Annotated in this window: 9 protein-coding genes and 1 pseudogene; 7 read left to right on the forward strand and 3 right to left on the reverse strand. The window is 69.6% G+C overall.

What is annotated here, in order from left to right; translation table 11 throughout:
• Window positions 1-16 precede the first annotated feature (16 nt).
• From FRADC12_RS30885 to FRADC12_RS05190, 6 genes are all read left to right on the forward strand, one after another.
• Window positions 17-1,528 (forward strand): hypothetical protein, encoded by a 1,512-nt coding sequence (locus tag FRADC12_RS30885; protein ID WP_157488696.1) that lies wholly within the window; start codon window positions 17-19, stop codon window positions 1,526-1,528.
• 166 nt (window positions 1,529-1,694) lie between these two features.
• A complete protein-coding gene (locus tag FRADC12_RS05170; RefSeq protein ID WP_045879109.1) occupies window positions 1,695-8,138 on the forward strand; it encodes a DEAD/DEAH box helicase in 6,444 nt (2,147 codons plus the stop codon).
• Between the two features lie 141 nt (window positions 8,139-8,279).
• Window positions 8,280-10,649: a UvrD-helicase domain-containing protein gene (locus FRADC12_RS05175; RefSeq protein WP_045879110.1), complete on the forward strand. Its 2,370-nt coding sequence runs from the start codon at window positions 8,280-8,282 to the stop codon at window positions 10,647-10,649.
• 398 nt (window positions 10,650-11,047) lie between these two features.
• Window positions 11,048-11,854 (forward strand): class I SAM-dependent methyltransferase, encoded by an 807-nt coding sequence (locus FRADC12_RS05180; protein WP_045879111.1) that lies wholly within the window; start codon window positions 11,048-11,050, stop codon window positions 11,852-11,854.
• Complete coding sequence (locus FRADC12_RS05185; RefSeq protein ID WP_045875777.1) at window positions 11,847-14,528, forward strand: SUMF1/EgtB/PvdO family nonheme iron enzyme; 2,682 nt, start codon at window positions 11,847-11,849, stop codon at window positions 14,526-14,528. Before FRADC12_RS05180 ends, FRADC12_RS05185 begins: the two co-directional genes overlap by 8 nt.
• On the forward strand, window positions 14,525-14,803 hold the full coding sequence (locus tag FRADC12_RS05190) for a hypothetical protein (RefSeq protein WP_045875778.1): 279 nt from the start codon (window positions 14,525-14,527) through the stop codon (window positions 14,801-14,803). Before FRADC12_RS05185 ends, FRADC12_RS05190 begins: the two co-directional genes overlap by 4 nt.
• 212 nt (window positions 14,804-15,015) lie before the next feature.
• Here FRADC12_RS05190 and FRADC12_RS33745 read toward each other — a convergent pair whose 3' ends face one another.
• Entirely contained in the window at window positions 15,016-15,147 is a 132-nt protein-coding gene (locus tag FRADC12_RS33745) for a hypothetical protein (protein ID WP_255355170.1), read from the reverse strand.
• A 405-nt stretch (window positions 15,148-15,552) separates the two neighbouring features.
• Here FRADC12_RS33745 and FRADC12_RS28100 point away from each other — a divergent pair, with 405 nt between their 5' ends.
• A complete protein-coding gene (locus tag FRADC12_RS28100; protein ID WP_052710694.1) occupies window positions 15,553-16,020 on the forward strand; it encodes a hypothetical protein in 468 nt (155 codons plus the stop codon).
• 238 nt (window positions 16,021-16,258) lie between these two features.
• On the opposite strand, the gene FRADC12_RS05200 is transcribed toward FRADC12_RS28100, so the two are convergent.
• Both FRADC12_RS05200 and FRADC12_RS05205 read right to left on the reverse strand, forming a co-directional pair.
• Complete coding sequence (locus FRADC12_RS05200; protein WP_045875779.1) at window positions 16,259-17,092, reverse strand: nuclease-related domain-containing protein; 834 nt, start codon at window positions 17,090-17,092, stop codon at window positions 16,259-16,261.
• A gap of 297 nt (window positions 17,093-17,389) precedes the next feature.
• Window positions 17,390-19,188, reverse strand: a pseudogene (locus FRADC12_RS05205) (MobF family relaxase); the annotation flags it as partial.

Genomic DNA, 19,188 nt, shown 5'->3' on the forward strand with positions numbered 1-19,188 from the left:
TCGCTACGACCGTTTGATGCCGCCCTGGCAGTATCGGAACAAGCATCGCCTGTTCGAAATCAAGGACACACGCGAGTTCGGAGTGCATATTTATGGTGCACCGCGTGGCACCATATCCTTTCTTCAGGCCGCTTGGATTTATGACCCATCGACCATCGACCGCTCTCTACTGCACGATGGGTCAGGGGACGAGCCTGGAGTCAAGGACGACGACGGAAAGTGGGATACTCGACCTCATCGAGCACGCATCACCCACGTGGACTGGAAGGTTCTCTCGGGCTGGGCGGATCTCCTCGACGAGCCCGGTACACACTTCGATCAGGCTCGCGCAATCTTTCCGGTTAATAGCTCCACGGCCATAGTTCTGGAAAAAATAGCTAGCGCGCCAAGACTTGGCGCCTTGGACTTTCATTGGACTCCGGGATGGCACGAGACTGGAGATCGCCAAAAAGGATACTTTGAACGGAGGCCGGGGTTTGCTGGATCGTGGCAGGATGTAATCCTTCAAGGACCGCATCTGAGCGCTGGAACAGCACTTTTCCAACAGCCGAATCCGACCGCCAAGAATCATCAGGATTACAAACCAATAGATCTCGAGGAAATCACCGAGAACTTTATTCCTCGAACAAAATATCAACGCGCGAGCTCTGTGAGCGCTTACCGGGAAGCCTACACGCAGTGGAATGGACACCCCAGCTGCGACGACTTTCGTCTCTCCTGGCGGGCCATGGCTGACCCCGCGACGGCACGGACGTTGCATTCCGCCATAATTCCCCCGGGACCTTCTCATGTTCTTGGAATTTTCTCGCTCACCGTCGAAGATCCACTAGACCTAGCAGTTTCGGCAGCGACAACTTCCTCGCTTATCGCAGACTTTTTCATCAAGGTGACAACGGTAGCAAATATTAAGATCGGAGTTCTTTCCAAGCTTCCCCACGTCAGGGGACACGCCTTGGAGCAGGAGATCGTACTACGCACGCTCCGGCTCAACTGCCTAGTCCGGCCCTACGCTCCGTTGTGGAATACACTGCACTCTGCAGAATGGAAGAACGATCGATGGGTTCCAGGTGCCGGCACCGCTTATCGCGATCGATCCGAGGTCGGGGAAATTACGTCGTCGTGGCAGTACGATACGCCGCTACGTCGGCCGGCGGATCGACGGCAAGCGTTGATAGAGATCGACGCGATTGTTGCTATCATGCTTGGATTCACTGCTGACGAACTGGCGGCCGTATATCGGACACAGTTCCCCATTCTTCGACAGAATGAGCGTCGATTGCGATTCGACAGTTTCGGCAGAGAGGTTCCGGCCGAGCTGGTGAAGGAACTTGACAAGGAGGCGTCGGGCGGGCACAAGATACATACATTGCAGGCTCCTGATCGTACCTATGTCGGTCCATTCTTCGCCGTCGACCGGGAACGCGATCTACGGCTGGCCCACGAGCACTTTTCCCGACTGGTCGCAGCGCGCCAGAGCCAAAGCCCGGACGTCGCGGGAAAGATCGGCCGTGGGGTGGACACGGCATGATGAGGCTGTCCCTGCGTGCGTCGATGAGCGGCGGTTATGTACGGCAATCCGAACCACGAAGATTGTATGTTTCGTATTCCGGTACAAGACCGATGATCATCATTGCCGCACGCATACGGGGCGTCGCTCTGAATTGGACAGCCGGTGTTTCCGGGTGGGTGTCGGCGTGAGCGGCCCACTGCTCCCCTCGCTCCAGGCGGCCGACCTGCGGCGAGCGCTCACCGACTACCTGTCGACGACGTTCGCGCTGACCGACGACGACGTCCGCGCGGCGCTGACCGATTTCCTGATCGACCCGGACGAGGGCATCTTCCGCGGCCCCTTCGCCCGGCTGCGCCTACCGTTCCGCCCGGCGGACGGCGCCTGGACGGTGGCGCTGGACTGGTGGCAGGAAGGGTTCGAGCCCTACGTCCACCAGGCCCAGGCGTTCGAGCGCCTCTCCTCGAAGCACACACGGCCGCGTCCGACGCTGGTGACGACGGGTACCGGCTCGGGCAAGACCGAGGCGTTCCTGATCCCGCTGCTCGACCACGCGCTGCGGATGCGCCGGCAGGGCCAGCCTGGGTTGAAGGCGCTGCTGCTCTACCCGATGAACGCGCTGGCGAACGACCAGGCGGACCGGATCGCGAAGCTGCTCACGTCCGACCCGCGCCTGGGCGGGCTGACCGCCGGGATCTACACCGGCGAGGACAAGGCCCAGCGCACCCAGGTGACCCCGGACGGTCTGATCACGTCGCGGGAGGTGCTGCGCTCGGACCCGCCGGACCTGCTGCTGACGAACTACAAGATGCTCGACCAGCTGTTGCTGCGGGCGAACGACCGTGGCCTGTGGGTCGGCGCCGAGGAGTCGCTGACCTACCTGGTCCTCGACGAGTTCCACACCTACGACGGCGCGCAGGGCACCGACGTGGCGATGCTGCTGCGTCGCCTCGGCTCGATGCTCGGCGTCGCCCGCGAGGGGGCCCCGCTCGGCGACATCGTGCCCGTGGCGACGTCGGCGACCCTCGGCGGTGGCGACGAGGCGTCGTTCGCGGCGATGCGGACCTTCGCCGAGACGGTGTTCGGCTGCCCATTCGAGGCTGACACGGTCGTCGTCGAGGACCGGATGTCGCCGGACGAGTGGCGTGCGGCGACTGCGGGCTCCGCGCCAGGATTCGCGGCCCGGCCGGTGGCGTCGGCGGCGCTGCTCGCGGATGCGATCCGCGCGGCGGCGGGCGGTGGCCCGGACGAGGTGGCGCACGCACTACTGGGGTCGTTGTTCATCCGGGAGAGTGACGGTGCGGGCCTGGCGGCGGCGGATGTCCGCCGGCTGCGCACCCGGGGCCGGCTCGCCGCACTGCTCGCCGGCCACCCACTCGTCGAGCGGCTGCTGCCGGCCGCGTTGCGACCGGCGCCGCCCAGGGCGCTGGCCGAGGCCGTGCTGCCGGACGACGCGAGCCCGAATCGGACCGACGGGGTGCTGGTCGTCGAGGCGCTGCTCGGGCTGCTCTCGGCGGCCCGCGCCGACGCGGTCGGCGTGGCCGGGCGCCGCCTGCTCGGCGTGGATGCTCAGCTGTGGGTGCGGGAGGTGACCCGGGTCGATCGGCGGGTCGCGGCGGTGCCGGCGTTCCGCTGGTCGGACGACGGCGCCCACGCCGATCCGGAGCTTTATCTTCCGGCGCTGTACTGCCGGCACTGCGGACGGTCTGGCTGGGGTGCGCTGCGTTCGGTGCTGGGCCGCAACATCGAAGCGTCCGACGCCTCGATCCGCAAGGCGGCCCGCGCCGCTGACCAGCGGTTCCGAGCCCTGCTGCACGCTCCGGGTGAGGCCGCCACGCTGGCCAATGACGATGCGGCGCCCGTCGAGGGCCTGCTCTGGTTGGACCTGGCCAGCCTCCAGCTCGTCGGCCGGCCGCCCACCGACGGCGGCGCCGACGAGTCGGCGTTCGTTCCGGTCCTCGTCGACTGGGACGACGACGCCTCGGCCCGCGACCAGACCTGCCCGTCCTGCCAGCAGGCCGACGGCATCCGGTTCCTCGGCACCGGGGTGTCGACGCTGACGTCGGTGAGCCTCTCCGCCCTTTTCGGCTCCGCGCATCTGGACCGGGCCGAGAAGAAGAGCCTGCTGTTCACCGACTCGGTGCAGGATGCCGCCTACATGGCCGGCTTCGTGCAGGCCCGCTCCCACGCGCTGAGCCTGCGCGCGGCCCTGTTCGACGCGATCACCGCGGCCGGGCCGCTGGCGCTGTCCGACCTGCCTCGGGAGGCGATGGCCCGCGCCGGCGACGACGCGGTCCGCCGCTACCGGCTCGTCCCGCCGACGGTCGCCGACTGGGCGTCGTTCCACCGCTACTGGCACCCGTCCGGAAGCGCCTCCGAGCGAGGGAGCGCCCGGCGGGCGGTGGAACGGCGGTTGGGGTTCGACGCCGCCCTGGAGTTCGGCCTCAACGCCCGCACCGGCCGCACGCTGGAGCTCACCGGGGCGGTAGTCGCCGAGGTCGACACCGACTCACCACGGGCGCTGCGCAACGTGGGTCGCCGGGCCGTCGCCAAGGCCCGCGAGCAGCACAGCCTCTCCCAGGATGTAGACGACGCCCTCGGCGCCACCCTCGATGACGCCCGGCTCGCCGGCTGGGTCCGCGGCCTGCTCGAACGGGTCCGCACGCAGGGTGGGATCGCGCACCGCTGGCTTGACCGGTACGTCGACGACGACGGCAACCGCTGGTTTCTGTCTGGAGGTCGCGGCGACGCCCGCAATGAAGGCCTGCCCGCCTTCCCGCCGGGACGGCCGGCGCCAGGATTTCCGACGACCGGCACCCGCGCCGACAACCTCGACGCCGTCACCAACACCAGGGCCTGGTACGCCCGCTGGTCGGCGCGGCAGCTGCGGCTGACGAACCGCGACGGAGGACTCGTCGCACGGGCGCTGTTGGAGGAGGCAGCCGCCGTCGGCTGGCTGCGCACCCGGCGGACGAACTCCGGGGCGACAGTGTTCGCCCTCGACCCGGAGCGCATCATGCTCGCGGTCGCAGACGATCCTGGGCTCGCTGACGGGTCGCTGGCGCTGCGCTGCGACGTCTGCCAGACGCTCACCCCCGGGCGGCGCCAGACCGTCGACGACCTCGACGGCGCGGCCTGCCTGCGCCAGCTCTGCCCGGGAACGCTGCGCCGCGCGGCGCGGGGTGACGACTACTACCGCACCCTTTACAACAGCGGCGACATGCGCCGGGTCGTCGCCCACGAGCACACCGGGCTGCTGCCGGACCGGGTCCGCACCGACGTCGAGACCGCGTTCCGCGAGGGCACCGGCCCCGACGTCCCGAACGTGCTGACCGCGACGCCGACGCTGGAGCTCGGCATCGACATCGGCGACCTGTCCACGGTGCTGCTCGGCTCGCTGCCCCGGTCCGTCGCCTCGTACCTGCAACGGGTCGGCCGGGCCGGCCGGCTCACCGGCAACGCGCTGATCCTGGCGTACGTCCCCGGCCGGGCCCGAAACTCCGCGCTGCTCGAAGACCCGCTGGCGCTACTCGACGGCGAGGTCCGCCCGCCGGCGACCTACCTGGACGCGATCGAGATCCTGCGCCGCCAGTTCGTCGCCTGGCTCGTCGACCGCCGTGCCCGGGCGGGCGCGCCTGACCCGATCAACGCCGCCGGTGTCTTCCCCGACATCGACGCCGGGCCGGGCACCTGGCTCGGCGAACTGCTCACCGACGCGACCGACCACGCCGAGGCGTACACGACCACGTTTCTCGCCCTGTTCGGCGACCTGGTCCGCCCCGACACCGCCGACGACCTGCGCCGCTGGGCGGGCGTCGACCTTGCCGACGGCCAGGTCTCGGGCCTGGGCCAGCTGCTGCGCCGGGCAGCGGTCGACTACCGCCGCGAGATCGACGACCTCGGCCATCGGCAAACCGCGCTACGCGAGAAGCTCCCCGGCCTCCAGGAAACGGCCGGCAGACCGACCGCCACGGACGACGACCGGGTCGCCGCCCGGATGGCCGCCGCGGAACTGAGGTTCCTCGGGAAACGCCGCGCCGACCTCGGCGGCCAGTTCTGGGTCGCCGCCTTGGAGGAACGCGGCGTCCTGCCGAACTACACCCTGCTCGACGACTCCGTCAGCCTCGACGTCACGCTGCGCTGGGTCGACCACGAGACCGCCGAGTACAAGGAAGAAGCCCGCGCCTACCAACGCGGCAGCGCCATCGCACTCACCGAATGGGCGCCCGGCTCCACCTTCTACGCCCAGGGCCTCGCGGTACGCATCGACGCCGTCGACGTCGGCCGTGACCTCGACGCTCTGCTGCAGACCTGGCGGCTCTGTTCCGCCTGCGGCTGGTCCCAGGCCTCCCGCCGGTCCGAGCCTGCGCCCCACGTCCCGGCGACGTGCCCGCGCTGCGGCCACACAGGCCTCGCTGACACGGGCCAGGCTCTGCCCGTCCTGCCGCTGGAGCGGGTCTCCGCGCAGGTCTCCCGCGACAACGCGGCGATCTCAGATGCCCGCGACGAACGCGACCGGCTCGCCTTCACCGTCGTCCCCGCCGCCGACGTCGACCCGGACCAGGTCTCGGACGCCTGGCAGCTGCGCGACTACCCGTTCGGCGCCGAGTACGTCCGTCAGGTCGACATCCGCTGGGTCAACGTCGGCCGCGCCGTCGAGCAGGGCGCGCCCCGCGTGCTCGCCGGCGTGGAAGTCCGCGCGCCGCTGTTCACTGTCTGTCCTGGTTGTGGCGTCGTCCCCGCCGCCCAACCCGGCGTGCGCGATCTGACCAGCGCACGGCACCGCGCCTGGTGCCAGCACCGCACCGCGATCGTCGTCCCCTGGGTGGAGTTCGCTCTCGGCCGCACCTTGCGGACCCAGGCCGTGCGGGTCCTGCTGCCGCCGCACGTCACCCTCGACCACTTCGGCGTCCCGTCTCTGCGGGCCGCGCTGCTACTCGGCCTGCGCGAGATCCTCGGCGGTAGCCCCGATCACCTCGATCTCATCGAGGCGCACCTTCCCGTCAACGGCCAGGACCGCACCGCACTGCTCCTGCACGACCGCGTCCCCGGCGGCACCGGCTACCTGGCCGACCTGGCCCGTCCCAGCCGGGTCCGCGAGATCCTCACCGCGGCGTTCGACGTCGTAGCCACCTGCCCGTGTCGCGACGAGGGGCTGCTCGCCTGCCCGCGATGCCTGCTGCCGTTCACCACGCAGGTCGAACGCACCTCCCGCGCCCGCGCCGAGCAAGTGCTGCGCGAACTGCTCGGCCTGCCCGCCGCGACCGCCGGGGCCGTGGAGACAGCCGAGGGCGCCGACGAGCAGGCCGGTCGGGGCTGGCATCCCGAGCAGCTGCGCTCGATCGCCGACATCCCGATGCCATCCCTCGACAGCGCCCTCGAACTCCGGTTCCGTCGCGTGCTCACCGAGGCGCTGCGTGCCCGCGGGGCCTCCGTCCAGGAGATCCCGCAGCTCGTCGGCACCGAGGTCCGCTTCGGCGTCCCCGGCCAGGTCCACCGCCGCTGGACACTGCGCCCTCAGGTCCACGCCCACGGCTCCCGGCCCGACTTCGAGCTGCTCTGTGAGGACCCGGCCATCCCGCGGGTCTACATCTTCACCGACGGCCGGCTCTGGCACGCAACGCCGGCCCACAACCGGATCGCCGACGACGCGGCGAAGCGCGCGGCACTGCGTTCCGCCGGCAACCTCGTCTGGGCGATCACCGACGACGACGTCGCCACCTTCGAGGCAATTTCCCGCGGCGAACAGGCCAGCCCAGCGGGGGCCTCCTGGTACACCGACACCGTTCACGGCCGGCTCACCAAGCTGCGCCAGCAACGCATCCCAGCGGGGTCGATCCCCGACTCCCTCGCCACCGCGGACGCCGTCACCCAGCTCGTCGACTGGATCATGAACGCCAATCGCAAGGAGGCTTGGCAGGCGCTGGCCGATGGCCTGCCCTTCGCCCTCGTCGCCGGCAAGCCGGAGCCGATCGGCAGCCGGGCCGACCTGGAGACGATCGCGGCCGAGGCACTCGGAGTCCCGGTCGACCCGGCGGCGGCACAGCCCGTGGACGCGGCCGGTGCTGAGCTCATCGGCTGGTGCTGGCGGCACGGCCCACTCACCGTCGCCACCGCCGGTCGCGCGACCCGGCCTTACGACGTCGGCTCGGTCCTCCTCCTCGACGACCGCGACGACACCCTCGCCACCGACGAGGGCACCGCCGCCTGGCGCGCCTGGCTCGCGCTCTCGAACGTCCTCGGCCACGCCACCCGCACCCGGCCCCGCGCGCTCTCCCAGACGCTCAACCAGACACCCCTCTCGCCCGACGCCGCTACCGCGGGCGAGCCCGTTGCGCCTACGCCTTCGCCTTCGCTGGACCCGGCCTGGCAGGCCCTTGTCGACACCGCCGCCGACGACCTCGAACGAACGCTGCTCGTCGGCCTCGCCGCCGCCGGCGTCCCCCTACCGGAGCAGGGCTACGAGACCGACGACGGATACCCGCTCGACCTCGCGTGGGCCGACGTCCGCATCGCCGTCCTGATCGCCCCGGACGAGGCCCTCACCGCGACCCTGGCCGGCGCCGGCTGGCGGGTGCTTGGCCCCGAACTAGATCGCCTCGCAGACCTGTTGAAGGTTGGCGATGTCTGACGTGGGCCGGGTAGCCCCGACGACTCGTCCGATAGCGGCTTGGCCTGGTCCACGAAGCCGCAGATCCTCGCTACGCTCGCCGACGGCGGCCCCGGGCTGGGCTGGGGCGTCGTTGGCGACAGATGGAGGCTGTGGGCGTCGATGAGCAACATCACGATGTCCCGACAGTTCCGCAAGCGGCTCGACATCGACGGGTCGCTGAAGCAGCGTGCCTGGGACTTCCTGACGAAGCTGATGACCGACCCGACGAGTCCCGGTCTGCACATCGAGCCGATCAAGGGCTCTCGCGACCCACGAGTGCGCACGGGTCGAGTCAATGACAACTTCCGCGCCGTCATGTTCCTGGTGGCCCAGCAGCCCGAGCCGCACTTCGTTCTTGCCGCGGTCGCCCCGCATGACGAGGCGAACGCGCTCGCCGAACGCATTGTCCTGACGACCAACCCGGTCACCGGAGTCCTGGAGGTCCTTGAGGCCACGACTCAAGCGGGAACTCTCCACCTGCCGTCGCCATCGGTGTCACCGACCGCGATCCTCGCCGGACAAGATCTGACGAATCAGGCCGACGAGCGCGCCGCTCCGCCACCGGAGAGTGCGGAGTCGCTGCTAGCACGGTTCACCGCCGTAGAGCTGGAAGCGCTCGGCCTTCCCGCGGACCTGTCGCGGCGCGCGCTTGCCTGCGCCGACGAGGACGCGCTGATCGCCGTCGCCGGCGATGAGCGCGTCCCCGCCTGGCAGAGCGATGCTCTGCTCTCCCTGGCCACCGGCGCCTCGGTCGCCGAGGTCCTGGCCCAGCTCAAGCCGGACGCCGCCGCGCCCGAACCGGCGGCACACGCTGCGATCCCGACGGCAGAGGCTGGACCGGACACTGAACCGGAGCCTCGACTGACCCCGGCGACCAACGCCGAGGTCGAGGCTGCGCTCACCCGGCCGGGCACCCTGATGGACTTCGTCCGGATTCAGACAGACGACCAGCTTCGCCGCGTCCTCGACGGCGCGTTCGCGGACTGGCGCGTCTTCCTGCATCCCGAGCAGCGCCGTTACGCCCTCCTGCGGACGGGCGGCGCCTACCGGCTGACCGGCGGCGCCGGTACCGGGAAGACGGTCGTCGCCCTGCACCGAGCCCGGCATCTGACCGCCGACCGGCCCGGCGCCCGGGTCGTGCTCACCACCTTCACCCGCACGCTGGCCGACAACCTCGCCCGCGACCTGCGTGTCCTCGACCCGGCGATCCCGCAGGTCCGCCTCGGCCAACCTGGCGTCGCCGTCCGCGGCATCGACCAGTTGGCGTTGGAAATCCTGGGCAACACCCCGATGGAGATCCGCGCGAAGGCCGACAGCGACCTGCTGTCGAGTGGCGCTGTCCCCGAGCCGCTCACCGACCGGAAGGAACGCGCCGCCTGGGCCGACGCCGCCCGCGCCGCCGGGCTGACCGGCGATCTTGCCCGACCCAGCTTTCTGCTCGGCGAGTACCGGATGGTCATCCTCGCCCGTGACCTGACCGCCCGGGCCGACTACGTTCGAGCCCCCCGCCCCGGACGCGGCACCCGACTCTCCCGGGCGCAACGAATGGCAGTCTGGGACGCCGTCGAGGCCTACCGCCGCCAGCTCGCCTTAGAACACAGGGCCAGCTTCGCCGAGATCGCGGTTCTCGCCGCCCGCTGCGCGGACACCGTCGCTGAGGCCGCCGGTCATCGGACCGCCGACCACGTCGTGATCGACGAGGCTCAGGACCTTCATCCGGGCCACTGGCGCCTCCTACGCGCCCTCGTCGCCGAGGGTCCGAACGACCTGTTCATCGCCGAGGACTCCCACCAGCGCATCTACGGCGAAAAGGTCGTCCTGTCCCGCTACGGCATCCACGTCCGCGGCCGCAGCCGCCGGCTCACCCTGAACTACCGGACCACCGCCCAGAACCTGCGCTTCGCGGTCAGCGTCCTCGGCGACACCCCCGTCACCGACCTCGACGACGAAACCGACAGCGTCGCCGGCTACCGCTCGGCCATGTCCGGGCCCGCGCCGTTCCTACGCGCCTGCACCGGCCTGACCGACGAGCTCGACACCGCCGCCGCCACCCTGCGAGCCTGGCTCAACCCACCCCCGGCCACGGCCGCCTCGGGCGAAACGCCTGCCCGCCGCACGATTGTCGAGCCCGGCAGCCTCGGCATCCTCACCCGCGGCGCCGCGCAGCGCGACACAGTCGCGCAAGGCCTCCGAGACCGCGGCATCCCCGTGCAGGTCATCGCCGGTCAGGACTCCGGCCGCGCCGACGCCCCGCGCCTGATGACCATGCACCGCGCCAAGGGCCTCGAGTTCAGCCGCGTCATCCTCTTCGGCGTCGACCGCGACAACCTCCCGTCCGCCCAGGCCCTCGCCGACGAGACCGCCGACGAACGCGCCGACCGCGAGGCCCGCGAACGCTTCCTCCTCTACGTCGCCGCCTCCCGCGCCCGCGACGCCCTCGTCGTCCTCTGGGCCGGCACCCCCTCGCCTTTTCTTCCCCGCAAGGAATAACAACGGCGACGAGGGTCGGAGGGGGCGGCGATGTTCCCAAGCTGGGCCATCGTCGCGTCGATCGACACGGGTTCGGCAAACGCCGGCACGGCTCTGAGCGGCCACCTGCGGTATCCGTTCCCTGACCGGCATGCGAGGCCAGGCCCCAACGTTCCCGTCACGATAGGCATAGCCGTAGCCCTGGTCTCACGGACTGCGGCGAACGGTCGCTGGCGACCCTGGCTGCGAAGAAAGCGAGGTCTGATCTGAGCAACGGTCGCAGCAGCGCTACCACCAAGGGAGACCTCTGAACTCGCAGCGAGAGTCGGAGACACTGTCCGATTGCACGGATTGCAGAGTCTGTGTGCCACGGGTCGGTTACGATCCGTCTGGCTCCGCTGCCCCGGGGGGTGTCCTGGTTGGCTTCTGGTCCTGAGACGTCGGCGCATTATGAGCGGCTGGCGGGTAGCTACGACGAGAACTGGGCTCACAGCGAGGCCTTCCTCGACTGGATGTCTGACGCCATCGCCGGATCGCTGGATCTGGCGCCAGGTGACCGGGTGGCCGATGTGGGCTGCGGGACGGGCCTGTTCGCGCGCAGGCTGCTGGATGTCGTCGGCCCGTCGGCTCGGGTGCTGTGTGTTGATCCGTCAGCGGGCATGCTCGGGCAGCTCCCTCCGGTCGATGGCCTCGTCGCGGTCCAGGCCTCCGCTGAGGACCTGGCCGCCAGCGCCGCTGATGGTGACGCCAGCCGGTCAGTGCTGGTGGCGCTGGGTTCGTTGGACGCCGTCGTGGTCAAGGAGGCGATTCACCACGTCGCGACTGCGGACCGGTCGTGGGTGGTCGCCGGGCTGGCCGGTTTACTCGCTCCCGGCGGGCGGCTGCTGGTCGTGATGTTGCCGACGACGATCTCGTATCCGCTGTTCGACGCGGCGCTGCGGCGCTTCGAGGAGCTGCAGCCGGACCCGGAGGACATCGCGGCCCACATGCGGGCCGCGGGCCTGACCGTGACCGTCGCCTACCAGGAGTTCGAGCTGCGGATTCCGAAGGACCGCTACCTCACCATGGTCCGGTCCCGGTACATGTCGCTGTTGGCGTCGTTCGACGACGACGAGCTCGCGGCTGGGATCGCTGAGATCGACGCCCGCTATCCCGGGCCGGTGCTGGTGTTTCCGGACAGGTTCGCGTTCGTGCTCGGCCGACGGGACGGGGCCGACGGTGACTGAGTCGGTCGATGACCGGCTGCACCGCCTACGGGCGGAGCTGGACGGGCACGGACGGATCGCGCGGCATCTGGGCCTGGACTTCGAACGGCCGGTCCGCTCACTCGGGGACGGCTACCCGGAGAACACGGTCGCGCTGATCGGGAAGATCACCGAGCGGCTCCTCAAGCAGCTGTGGACGCACCACGGCGTGGCCGGCGACCCGTCCGGGAAAGCCCTGAACGATCTGATCAAGGGCTGCCGGCCGCATATCCGCAGCACGAACGTCGTCAATGCGTTGACCGACATCCAGCGGCTACGCAACCGCTCGACCCACGACGGCTACGACATCGCGGAGGAAGACGGCCTGCTGGCGGTCCGGCGGCTGCTGGATGTTTTGGAGTGGTTCACCTCCACTGGCATCGCCGCGATCACCGGCGAGGCGCCGTCGCTGGACCCGCTCGTGGAACGGAAGGCGGAGTTCCTCGCCGGTCTCTACACGACGCTGGGCTACCGGCTGATCAAACGGTTCGAGCTCTCGGAGAGCACGGTCTACCAGCTGTTCTGCCGCCAGGCGGGGCTCCAGGTCGATTACGTCGAGATCATCCTCGGCCGCAGCCCGGAGGAGCTGGAGCAGCTGATCGCCGCGACCGGCGGCGAGCTGCTGCAGACACAGCTACCGAAGCTGACCCGGTTCCTGGTCGTCGACGACGAGCCGCCCGCCGGCACGGCTCCGTGCGCGGACGGCGAGATCCGGATCGTTGCCTACGACCGGTTCGTCGAGCGGATCGTTGACATCCCGGCGCACCTCGCGACGCTGGCGCCCACTTCGGCGCCAGAAGGAGCCGCGACGGTGACGATCGCGGGCGAGGTCCTGGAGACCGACCCGCGCACGGGCGAAATGACGGTGACCGAGACGGATGACGCGGCGGCGATCCTGCGCCGGCTCGCGGGCAGCTCGGCGAACATCCTGGTCATCGGCGGCCCGGGCAGTGGGAAGACGACGCTGTTGCGCGAGCTGGCCGTCGGCGACGCTCCTCCTGCAGCGCATCGGTACCGCTTCTACCTGGACATGAGTCTCAAGAGTCACGACGAGCAGTTCGCTGACTTCGTGACCCGCGTCCTGGGCCCGTATGTGAAGGTGCCGCGGAACCGGGTGTTCGACGTCTTCCTTTATCTGATTCGTGCCGGCTCTGTGCTGTGCGTGCTCGACGCGATCGACGAGGCCGTTCAGGGGACCAGCCTGCCGGCGTTCCTCGACTTGTTCGCCGACGTCGCGCAGGCGCTGTCGGCCGAGTCGACCGTGGTGCTGTCGTCGCGGTACTCGTTCCTCGCGGACTCCCCGCAGGTCCGCCGGTTACTGAACAGCTCGACGCTGATCTCGGAAAAGCTCGTGCAGCACCTGCACGCCGACGGCATCGACCCACTCGAGCTGCCACGGTTCAGCGTCGTCCGCCTCGACGACGTCGAGGTCCACCGCGAGACGCAGGTCCTCACCGTGTCACCGCTTGAGCTGCTGTTGTCCGACCAGACCGGGCGGGACGATGACGGCGGCCTCGCCGGCGAGCAGACCGGCCGGCTCGCCGGACTCGTAGCCGCGCGGGTCGACCAGGTCCTGGCCGACAGCGGGCTCGCCCACATCAGCCCAAAGCTGGATGGCCTTCTGGGTGCCGCCTTCCTCGCCGACCGGTCAGTCTTCAGCCTCGCTGAGATCTGCACCGAGATCGGAATCGATTGCTTCGCCGATGGGCGGGTCGCTGCCGAGTCGTTTCTGCTCGCCCCGCTGTTCCGGGCCGCCGGACCAGACGCAGTCGCTCCGATCCACACCGTGTTCCAGGAGTACTTCGCCGCCCGCCATCTACGTTCCGCGGCCGCCCGCTACGCGGCCTCCGCCGGTGGCGAGCCGTTCCTGACCGAGCAGGTCCGCCGATTTCTTCACCACCTCGGCACCGACCCCGTCACCGCGCCACCCCAGGTCCTTCCCGCCGGGACCTACCTGGTCGGTCCCAGCCACCGCCTCCTGCTGCGACGCATCGAGAAGCCCGTGCTGTTCGACGAGCACCCGGTCACGGTCGGCCGCTACAAACGCTTCCTGGCCGCGATCGAGCAGGACGGCTGCGCGGCCTTCGACCATCCGGACGTGCCCGCCGAGCACACCCACGCCCCCTGGGCCGAGCGGCTACGCAACCCCGACTACTTCACCGATCCCCGCTACGACGACCACCCGGTCAACTGCGTCAACTGGTGGTCGGCCTACGCATTCGCCCGCTTCGAAGGCAAACGCCTGGCGACATGCGTCGAGTGGGAAGCCGCCGCTCGCGGCAGCGACGGCCGGCTGTTCCCCTGGGGCGACAACCTCGACCTCGCCGCCGTCAACTGCGCCGACTCCTACAGCGGCCGCCCGCTTGTCACCTACGAGGTCTGGAAAGACGAGATCGACCGCGGCCAGCTGCGCGGCAGCGCCCCCACCCCGGTCGGCGGCGATCCGACGAACGTCTCGCCGTTCGGCATCCGTGGCATGGCCGGCAATGTCTGGGAATGGACCGCCACCATCTTCGACGAGATCAACTCGGCCGTGATCTGCGGCGGCTCCTACGACAACCCCTACCGCGCCGTCCAGACCTCCTCCAAAGCCCTCTACCGCCGTCGCGGTGCCAGCAACGCCGTCGGCTTCCGCTGTGTCCAGGACATCGCATGACCGTCGACACCACACCCGGCCCGGGTCAGCGGTTCGGCCGCATCGTCGACCGCCAGCCCCTCGGTGCCGGCCCTCACAACGTGACCGCGACTTACTTTGTCCGCGACGACCACACCGGCGACGTCCACGGCTTCGACTACAGCGACATCGTCACCGAAGGATTCCGCACCGTCATCCTCGGGGAACGCGTCCGCTTCGAAACCAGCCCCGACAGCGGCCGAGCGCATTTCGTTATCAGGCTCGACCTGCCGGAGGTCGACGAATTCTACCGATAGCCCCCACCGGCCGGCATTCCCTCGTCGCCATCTGCCCTGCCACCGTCACCAGCCCGCCCGACTGGCCCACCGGGCCGCTCCCGCTGCGTTACCGGCAGGCTGAAGCGAACGCCGCCACCCGCGCCACCTACTTCAGCCCCGCCTGCGCCCGCATCCTCTACGGAACAGACCACCAGCCCCACCGCTGGCACCAATACCTGTCCGCACCGGTCTCAGCAGGCGTCGTCTTCGGCGCCGAAATCATCCTCCCGGACCCGTCGGATCACCTCGGCGATGCCTTCGCCGTCTTCCACCTGTACTCCGGCGCCCCCGAACTCCTCGAAACCCTGCGCGCGATCGCCCACCGCCGCGACAGCACGGCCACAGCCCCGGACTTCGCAAGCCTGCTACCAGCCTGGGCAACGCTCAAAGCCGGCGCAAAAGCGTTCACCGTCGCGTTCCTGACCTCCACCGCCGGCCCACCGTCCACGCCCCACGACCCGGCGCCCGTCGCCACCTGGTCGAACGCCGACCAGTGGCTCTGGCAACTGGCCTCCCGCACGACGCGCGCCGACTTCCCGCCCGACCCCGACCACGCCGACGAGCTCCTCGCCGGCACCATCGCCCTGTCCGCCGACTGGCGTGGCCTCGTCGTCCGCGACGGCGCCGCCTTCCTCGCGCTACGCACCGACCAAGGCCACGACGACCCCTACCTCGGCTTCGCCCAGTACTACACCCACGCCCCCTACACCGACGCACTGATCATCGGGATGATCCAGAACACCACCATCGCGACCCTCATCGACGAGACCGCGCTCGCATTCGACGCAAAAGACCTGACCCGACACCTCGCCCGCCTCGAAACTCGCGTCGCGAAATTCCGCACCATCTACTGGCTCCGCGACGCCAGCACCCACAGCCACGCCAACGACCTCCTCACCGCCTACCAAGCCCAGCACCACCTCCCCGAAAAATTCGACGCCGTCCTCAACGAGATCGCCGACCTCAACCGAATCGCCCAAACCCAAGAAAGCCAACGCGTCGGCGCGGCCCTCGGCATCCTCACCGTCGTAGGGCTCCCCTTCGGCGCCGCCTTAGCAATCCTGCAGGTACTAGGCGCAAGCACCTGGCCCGATCTGCTCATCGGCATGGCCACCGCGACAGCCGGAACCGGCGCCCTCCTACTCACCCGCTTCGGCCGCCTCCTGCTGCGCTCACTACACGCACTCGACTCATGAGCCAACAAACTGGTCCGCCGACGCAAGATCGGCGGTCCGATTGCGATCTGGTCGGCCGGGTCGACCGTGAACCGGAGGTTCCCTCGGGCTCCGTCGAAGTCCTTTGGGTCGCTGGCACGCCAGGAATGCGCGAGTCGCGCCTCTGTCAGGCGGCGACGTACTCCGACTTTCACACCGGCAGCCGCACGTTCGCGTCAGATGACCGGGGCGGTTTCGGCGCGACACTGGGCTTGTAGTTTCATCTACGCTGGGATCGACCGCGCTGCCGACCGTGAAATTTGTGGTCCCGACGGATCAGGTCAACGATCTTGTCGCAGGTGGGCTCGTCCAGGGGGAAGGCATGCGTTCGCATCGCTTCCAGGAGTTCCACCGGACGCGTGCCGATAAGGCTGACGGTGGGATTTATGATATCGCCGAGAACGGCGTGATCGTGCATGATCATAACGGCCGTGCGTATCGGCACATAGTGGCGATTTTTGTCAAGCCATCGGGCGAGTTCGAAGGCGATCTCGTTTACCTGTCGCGACCAACTGCGTCCGCCGCCATCAACGGCCCAGCCCTTATCGACAACATATCCACGAGAGCTGATCTTCTCGTACCACCAGTCGTCGCCGCTGACATGCAGCCGTATGCGGCGCCGCTTGACCTCCACCATCCATACACCGAGCGGCCCAACCAGCACATGGTCGGTCTCACCTCGACGGTTACGGTAACCACGCAGCATGACCCAGGAATCGTCCAGTTCGGATAGCCCCCAGGCCAGAGTCTGCTCCCCTTGTACTCCAGCGGACTGCTGTCGAAACCGTTGGTCGATCTGCTGCCGGTCATAGTCGGCCCAGGCGACTTCGCGGTGGGCACTCTGAGTGCGGGCGAGCGCCTCCCGCTCCACGGCCGTGGATACGCCCAGCACACGTTTCCACCACGGCTTTGCGCGGCGGCTGGCCTGCAGATCCTGCTGCGCCGCGTAGTAGGAATCCTGCCACGCTTCTAGATTCGAAGTGGCGCTCCGCAGCTGCTCTCCACTCAAAGCCAGCTGCTCGCCGCCGTGATCGGAGAGGATCTCTTCTCTCACTCGGAGCACCTTCTCTGGCGACGACCTTTCCGTTGCATTATGAGGTACGTTCCGCCGGCCGTGGGTGCGTTTTCCGGTAGCCAGGTGGAGGAGTTCGGGTCACCGACCGCCCGTCGGTGACCCTCACTGTGCGTTTGAAACTGATCCGGTCGATGGTCCACGGCATCGGCACAGGTCACGGCGCTGATCGCGCGTGCCGCGTCGACCAGCCGCCCCTGTACCGGTGCCGCCAGTCGCCTACTGACCCGCTGTCTCTGGACGCGCTATGGCCGACATCGCCAGCCGAAGTTCGGCGGTTTACAGCTCCAACTGACCGTCGCGCAGACCAGCGATGTCCCTAGCATGCCGGTAGGCGGCTGCGTCTGACGGTTCCGTCGGGCGGTCCCCGAGGGCGTGGCGGATCGGGTCGACGGAGCCCTGGTGGGCTGGGGTCTCGTAGGGCAGTCCGAGGACGTGGTGGCGGTAGTGCTCGACCCGGCTGGCCGCTTCGTTCCACGCGTGTGCCTCCGGGCCGGTGCCAAGCCTCGGCCCGAGCAGCGCCGTCAAGTAGCCAGCCGGTTCGGCCTTCGCGTGCAGCAACGCGTCGGTCGTCTGCCGGTTCAGCGCCGCCTCGATCAAAGTCAGCCGTTCCCTGTCCGCGCTGCGGGGCGGCGCGAGCTCGCCCGGCCGGCTCAATGCGTAGGTGAGGGAGCGCCGTTCGGTGGCGAGGTCGGCCGTCGGCTGCGCGGCCAGGTGGTTGATCTCGACCGCGCGCACGAGCCGGAACAGATCGTTCCACTCCTGCTGTGCGGTGCGCGGAGCTGGCAACTCGTAAAGCGCGGGATCGACGCCGGCGAGCTGACAGAGATCGGTAATGCGGTGCTCAAGGACCGCCGCACCGGCGCGCACCCCGTCCACCGGCACCTCGGTGAGGACAGCCCACAACTCGTCAGATTGGTGGCCTGCGTCGATCAGGGCGTGCAGTCCGGCGACCGCCCGTTCCCGCGGTCGCACCTGACCTGCACCGTCGAACCGGTCCCGCAAGGCTCGTGGCAGGGCTGAGGCCCAGCTGTCGGCCAGCCACACCGCCTGTTCCAGGCGTGTGAGCCACGGGTCCGCCGGCTGGCCGTTCGGCGTCGCGACCGGCGGCGGCCCGACCTCGTGCGGGTGAGCGTCGGGGCGGTGACGGGCCTGATACACCGCGAGTCCGCCGACCAGCTCATCCCAGGCTGCCCGGTCCGGGCCAGCGGCCGGCCGCGGTCCGATCCGCGCGACCAGCGCGGCCGGCGGGTTGGTCAGCGCGGCGGCGCGCAGGGCGGCTTCGGCGGCCAGCTCGGCGCGCCGAAGCACCACCTGGCGCGGCGCGCCCGCCGCGCGCGTCGGCTCGGCCTGTGCATACGGCGCGTTCGGCGCGGTCCAGGGCGCGCCGTGCCTGCTGGGTGTGTTGTTCGCGCCGGTCCAGCCGCCGCGTGCCTCGCCGGCGGGCGCGCCGTTCGCGCCGCTGGACGACCCGCCGGTCCGGACAGGCCGTGCGCCTGGTGCGTGTCGCGCGACCTCTGTGGCCGGTCGGGCCTCGGACCGGTGTGGAGCCGACTGTCCGAGCCGTAGCGCGGTGAGCTCGGCGAGGCTGCGCTGGCGGCGAAGCCGGTGCGCGGCGGTGGCCAGCGGGTCCTGCTCACTGGCCTGCTGGTCGGGCCGAGACCGGTCGAGCCGTTCGGCCAGCTGGCCTACCGGACCTTCGGGGCTGGGCTCGGTGGGCAGCCAGGTCTCGTCGTCGTCGCGTTCGTCGAGCTCGTCGCGGGCCACCAGGTAGGCGGCGACGTCGGTGCGGGCGCGCGAAAGCATGACATACAGGCCGGCGCGGCTCGTGTCGTCCGGCACGACCGCGCGGGCAGTGTCCATGGTGGTGCCCTGGGCCCTGGCCGCGGTGATCGCATAGGCGTGGGCGAGGCCGCCGTCGCGGCCGTCGGCGAACCGGTGGGTCAGGTACTCCCACGGGACGTGGACGGTGCCCTTGCTTGGGAAGTAGACGCTCAGCGCCTGGCTGGCTGGGTTGTCCGGGTCGAGGTGCACCGCGGTGACGACGCCGACGGTGCCGGTGCGGATGTATGCCGAGC

This window comes from Pseudofrankia sp. DC12 (assembly GCF_000966285.1).
Lineage (GTDB): Bacteria > Actinomycetota > Actinomycetes > Frankiales > Frankiaceae > Pseudofrankia.

Coding starts and splice junctions, on each gene's coding strand:
- FRADC12_RS28100 (WP_052710694.1), top strand. CDS start 15,553: ATGATCCAGAACACCACCATCGCGACCCTCATCGACGAGACCGCGCTC.
- FRADC12_RS30885 (WP_157488696.1), top strand. CDS start 17: ATGCCGCCCTGGCAGTATCGGAACAAGCATCGCCTGTTCGAAATCAAG.
- FRADC12_RS05190 (WP_045875778.1), top strand. CDS start 14,525: ATGACCGTCGACACCACACCCGGCCCGGGTCAGCGGTTCGGCCGCATC.
- FRADC12_RS05175 (WP_045879110.1), top strand. CDS start 8,280: ATGAGCAACATCACGATGTCCCGACAGTTCCGCAAGCGGCTCGACATC.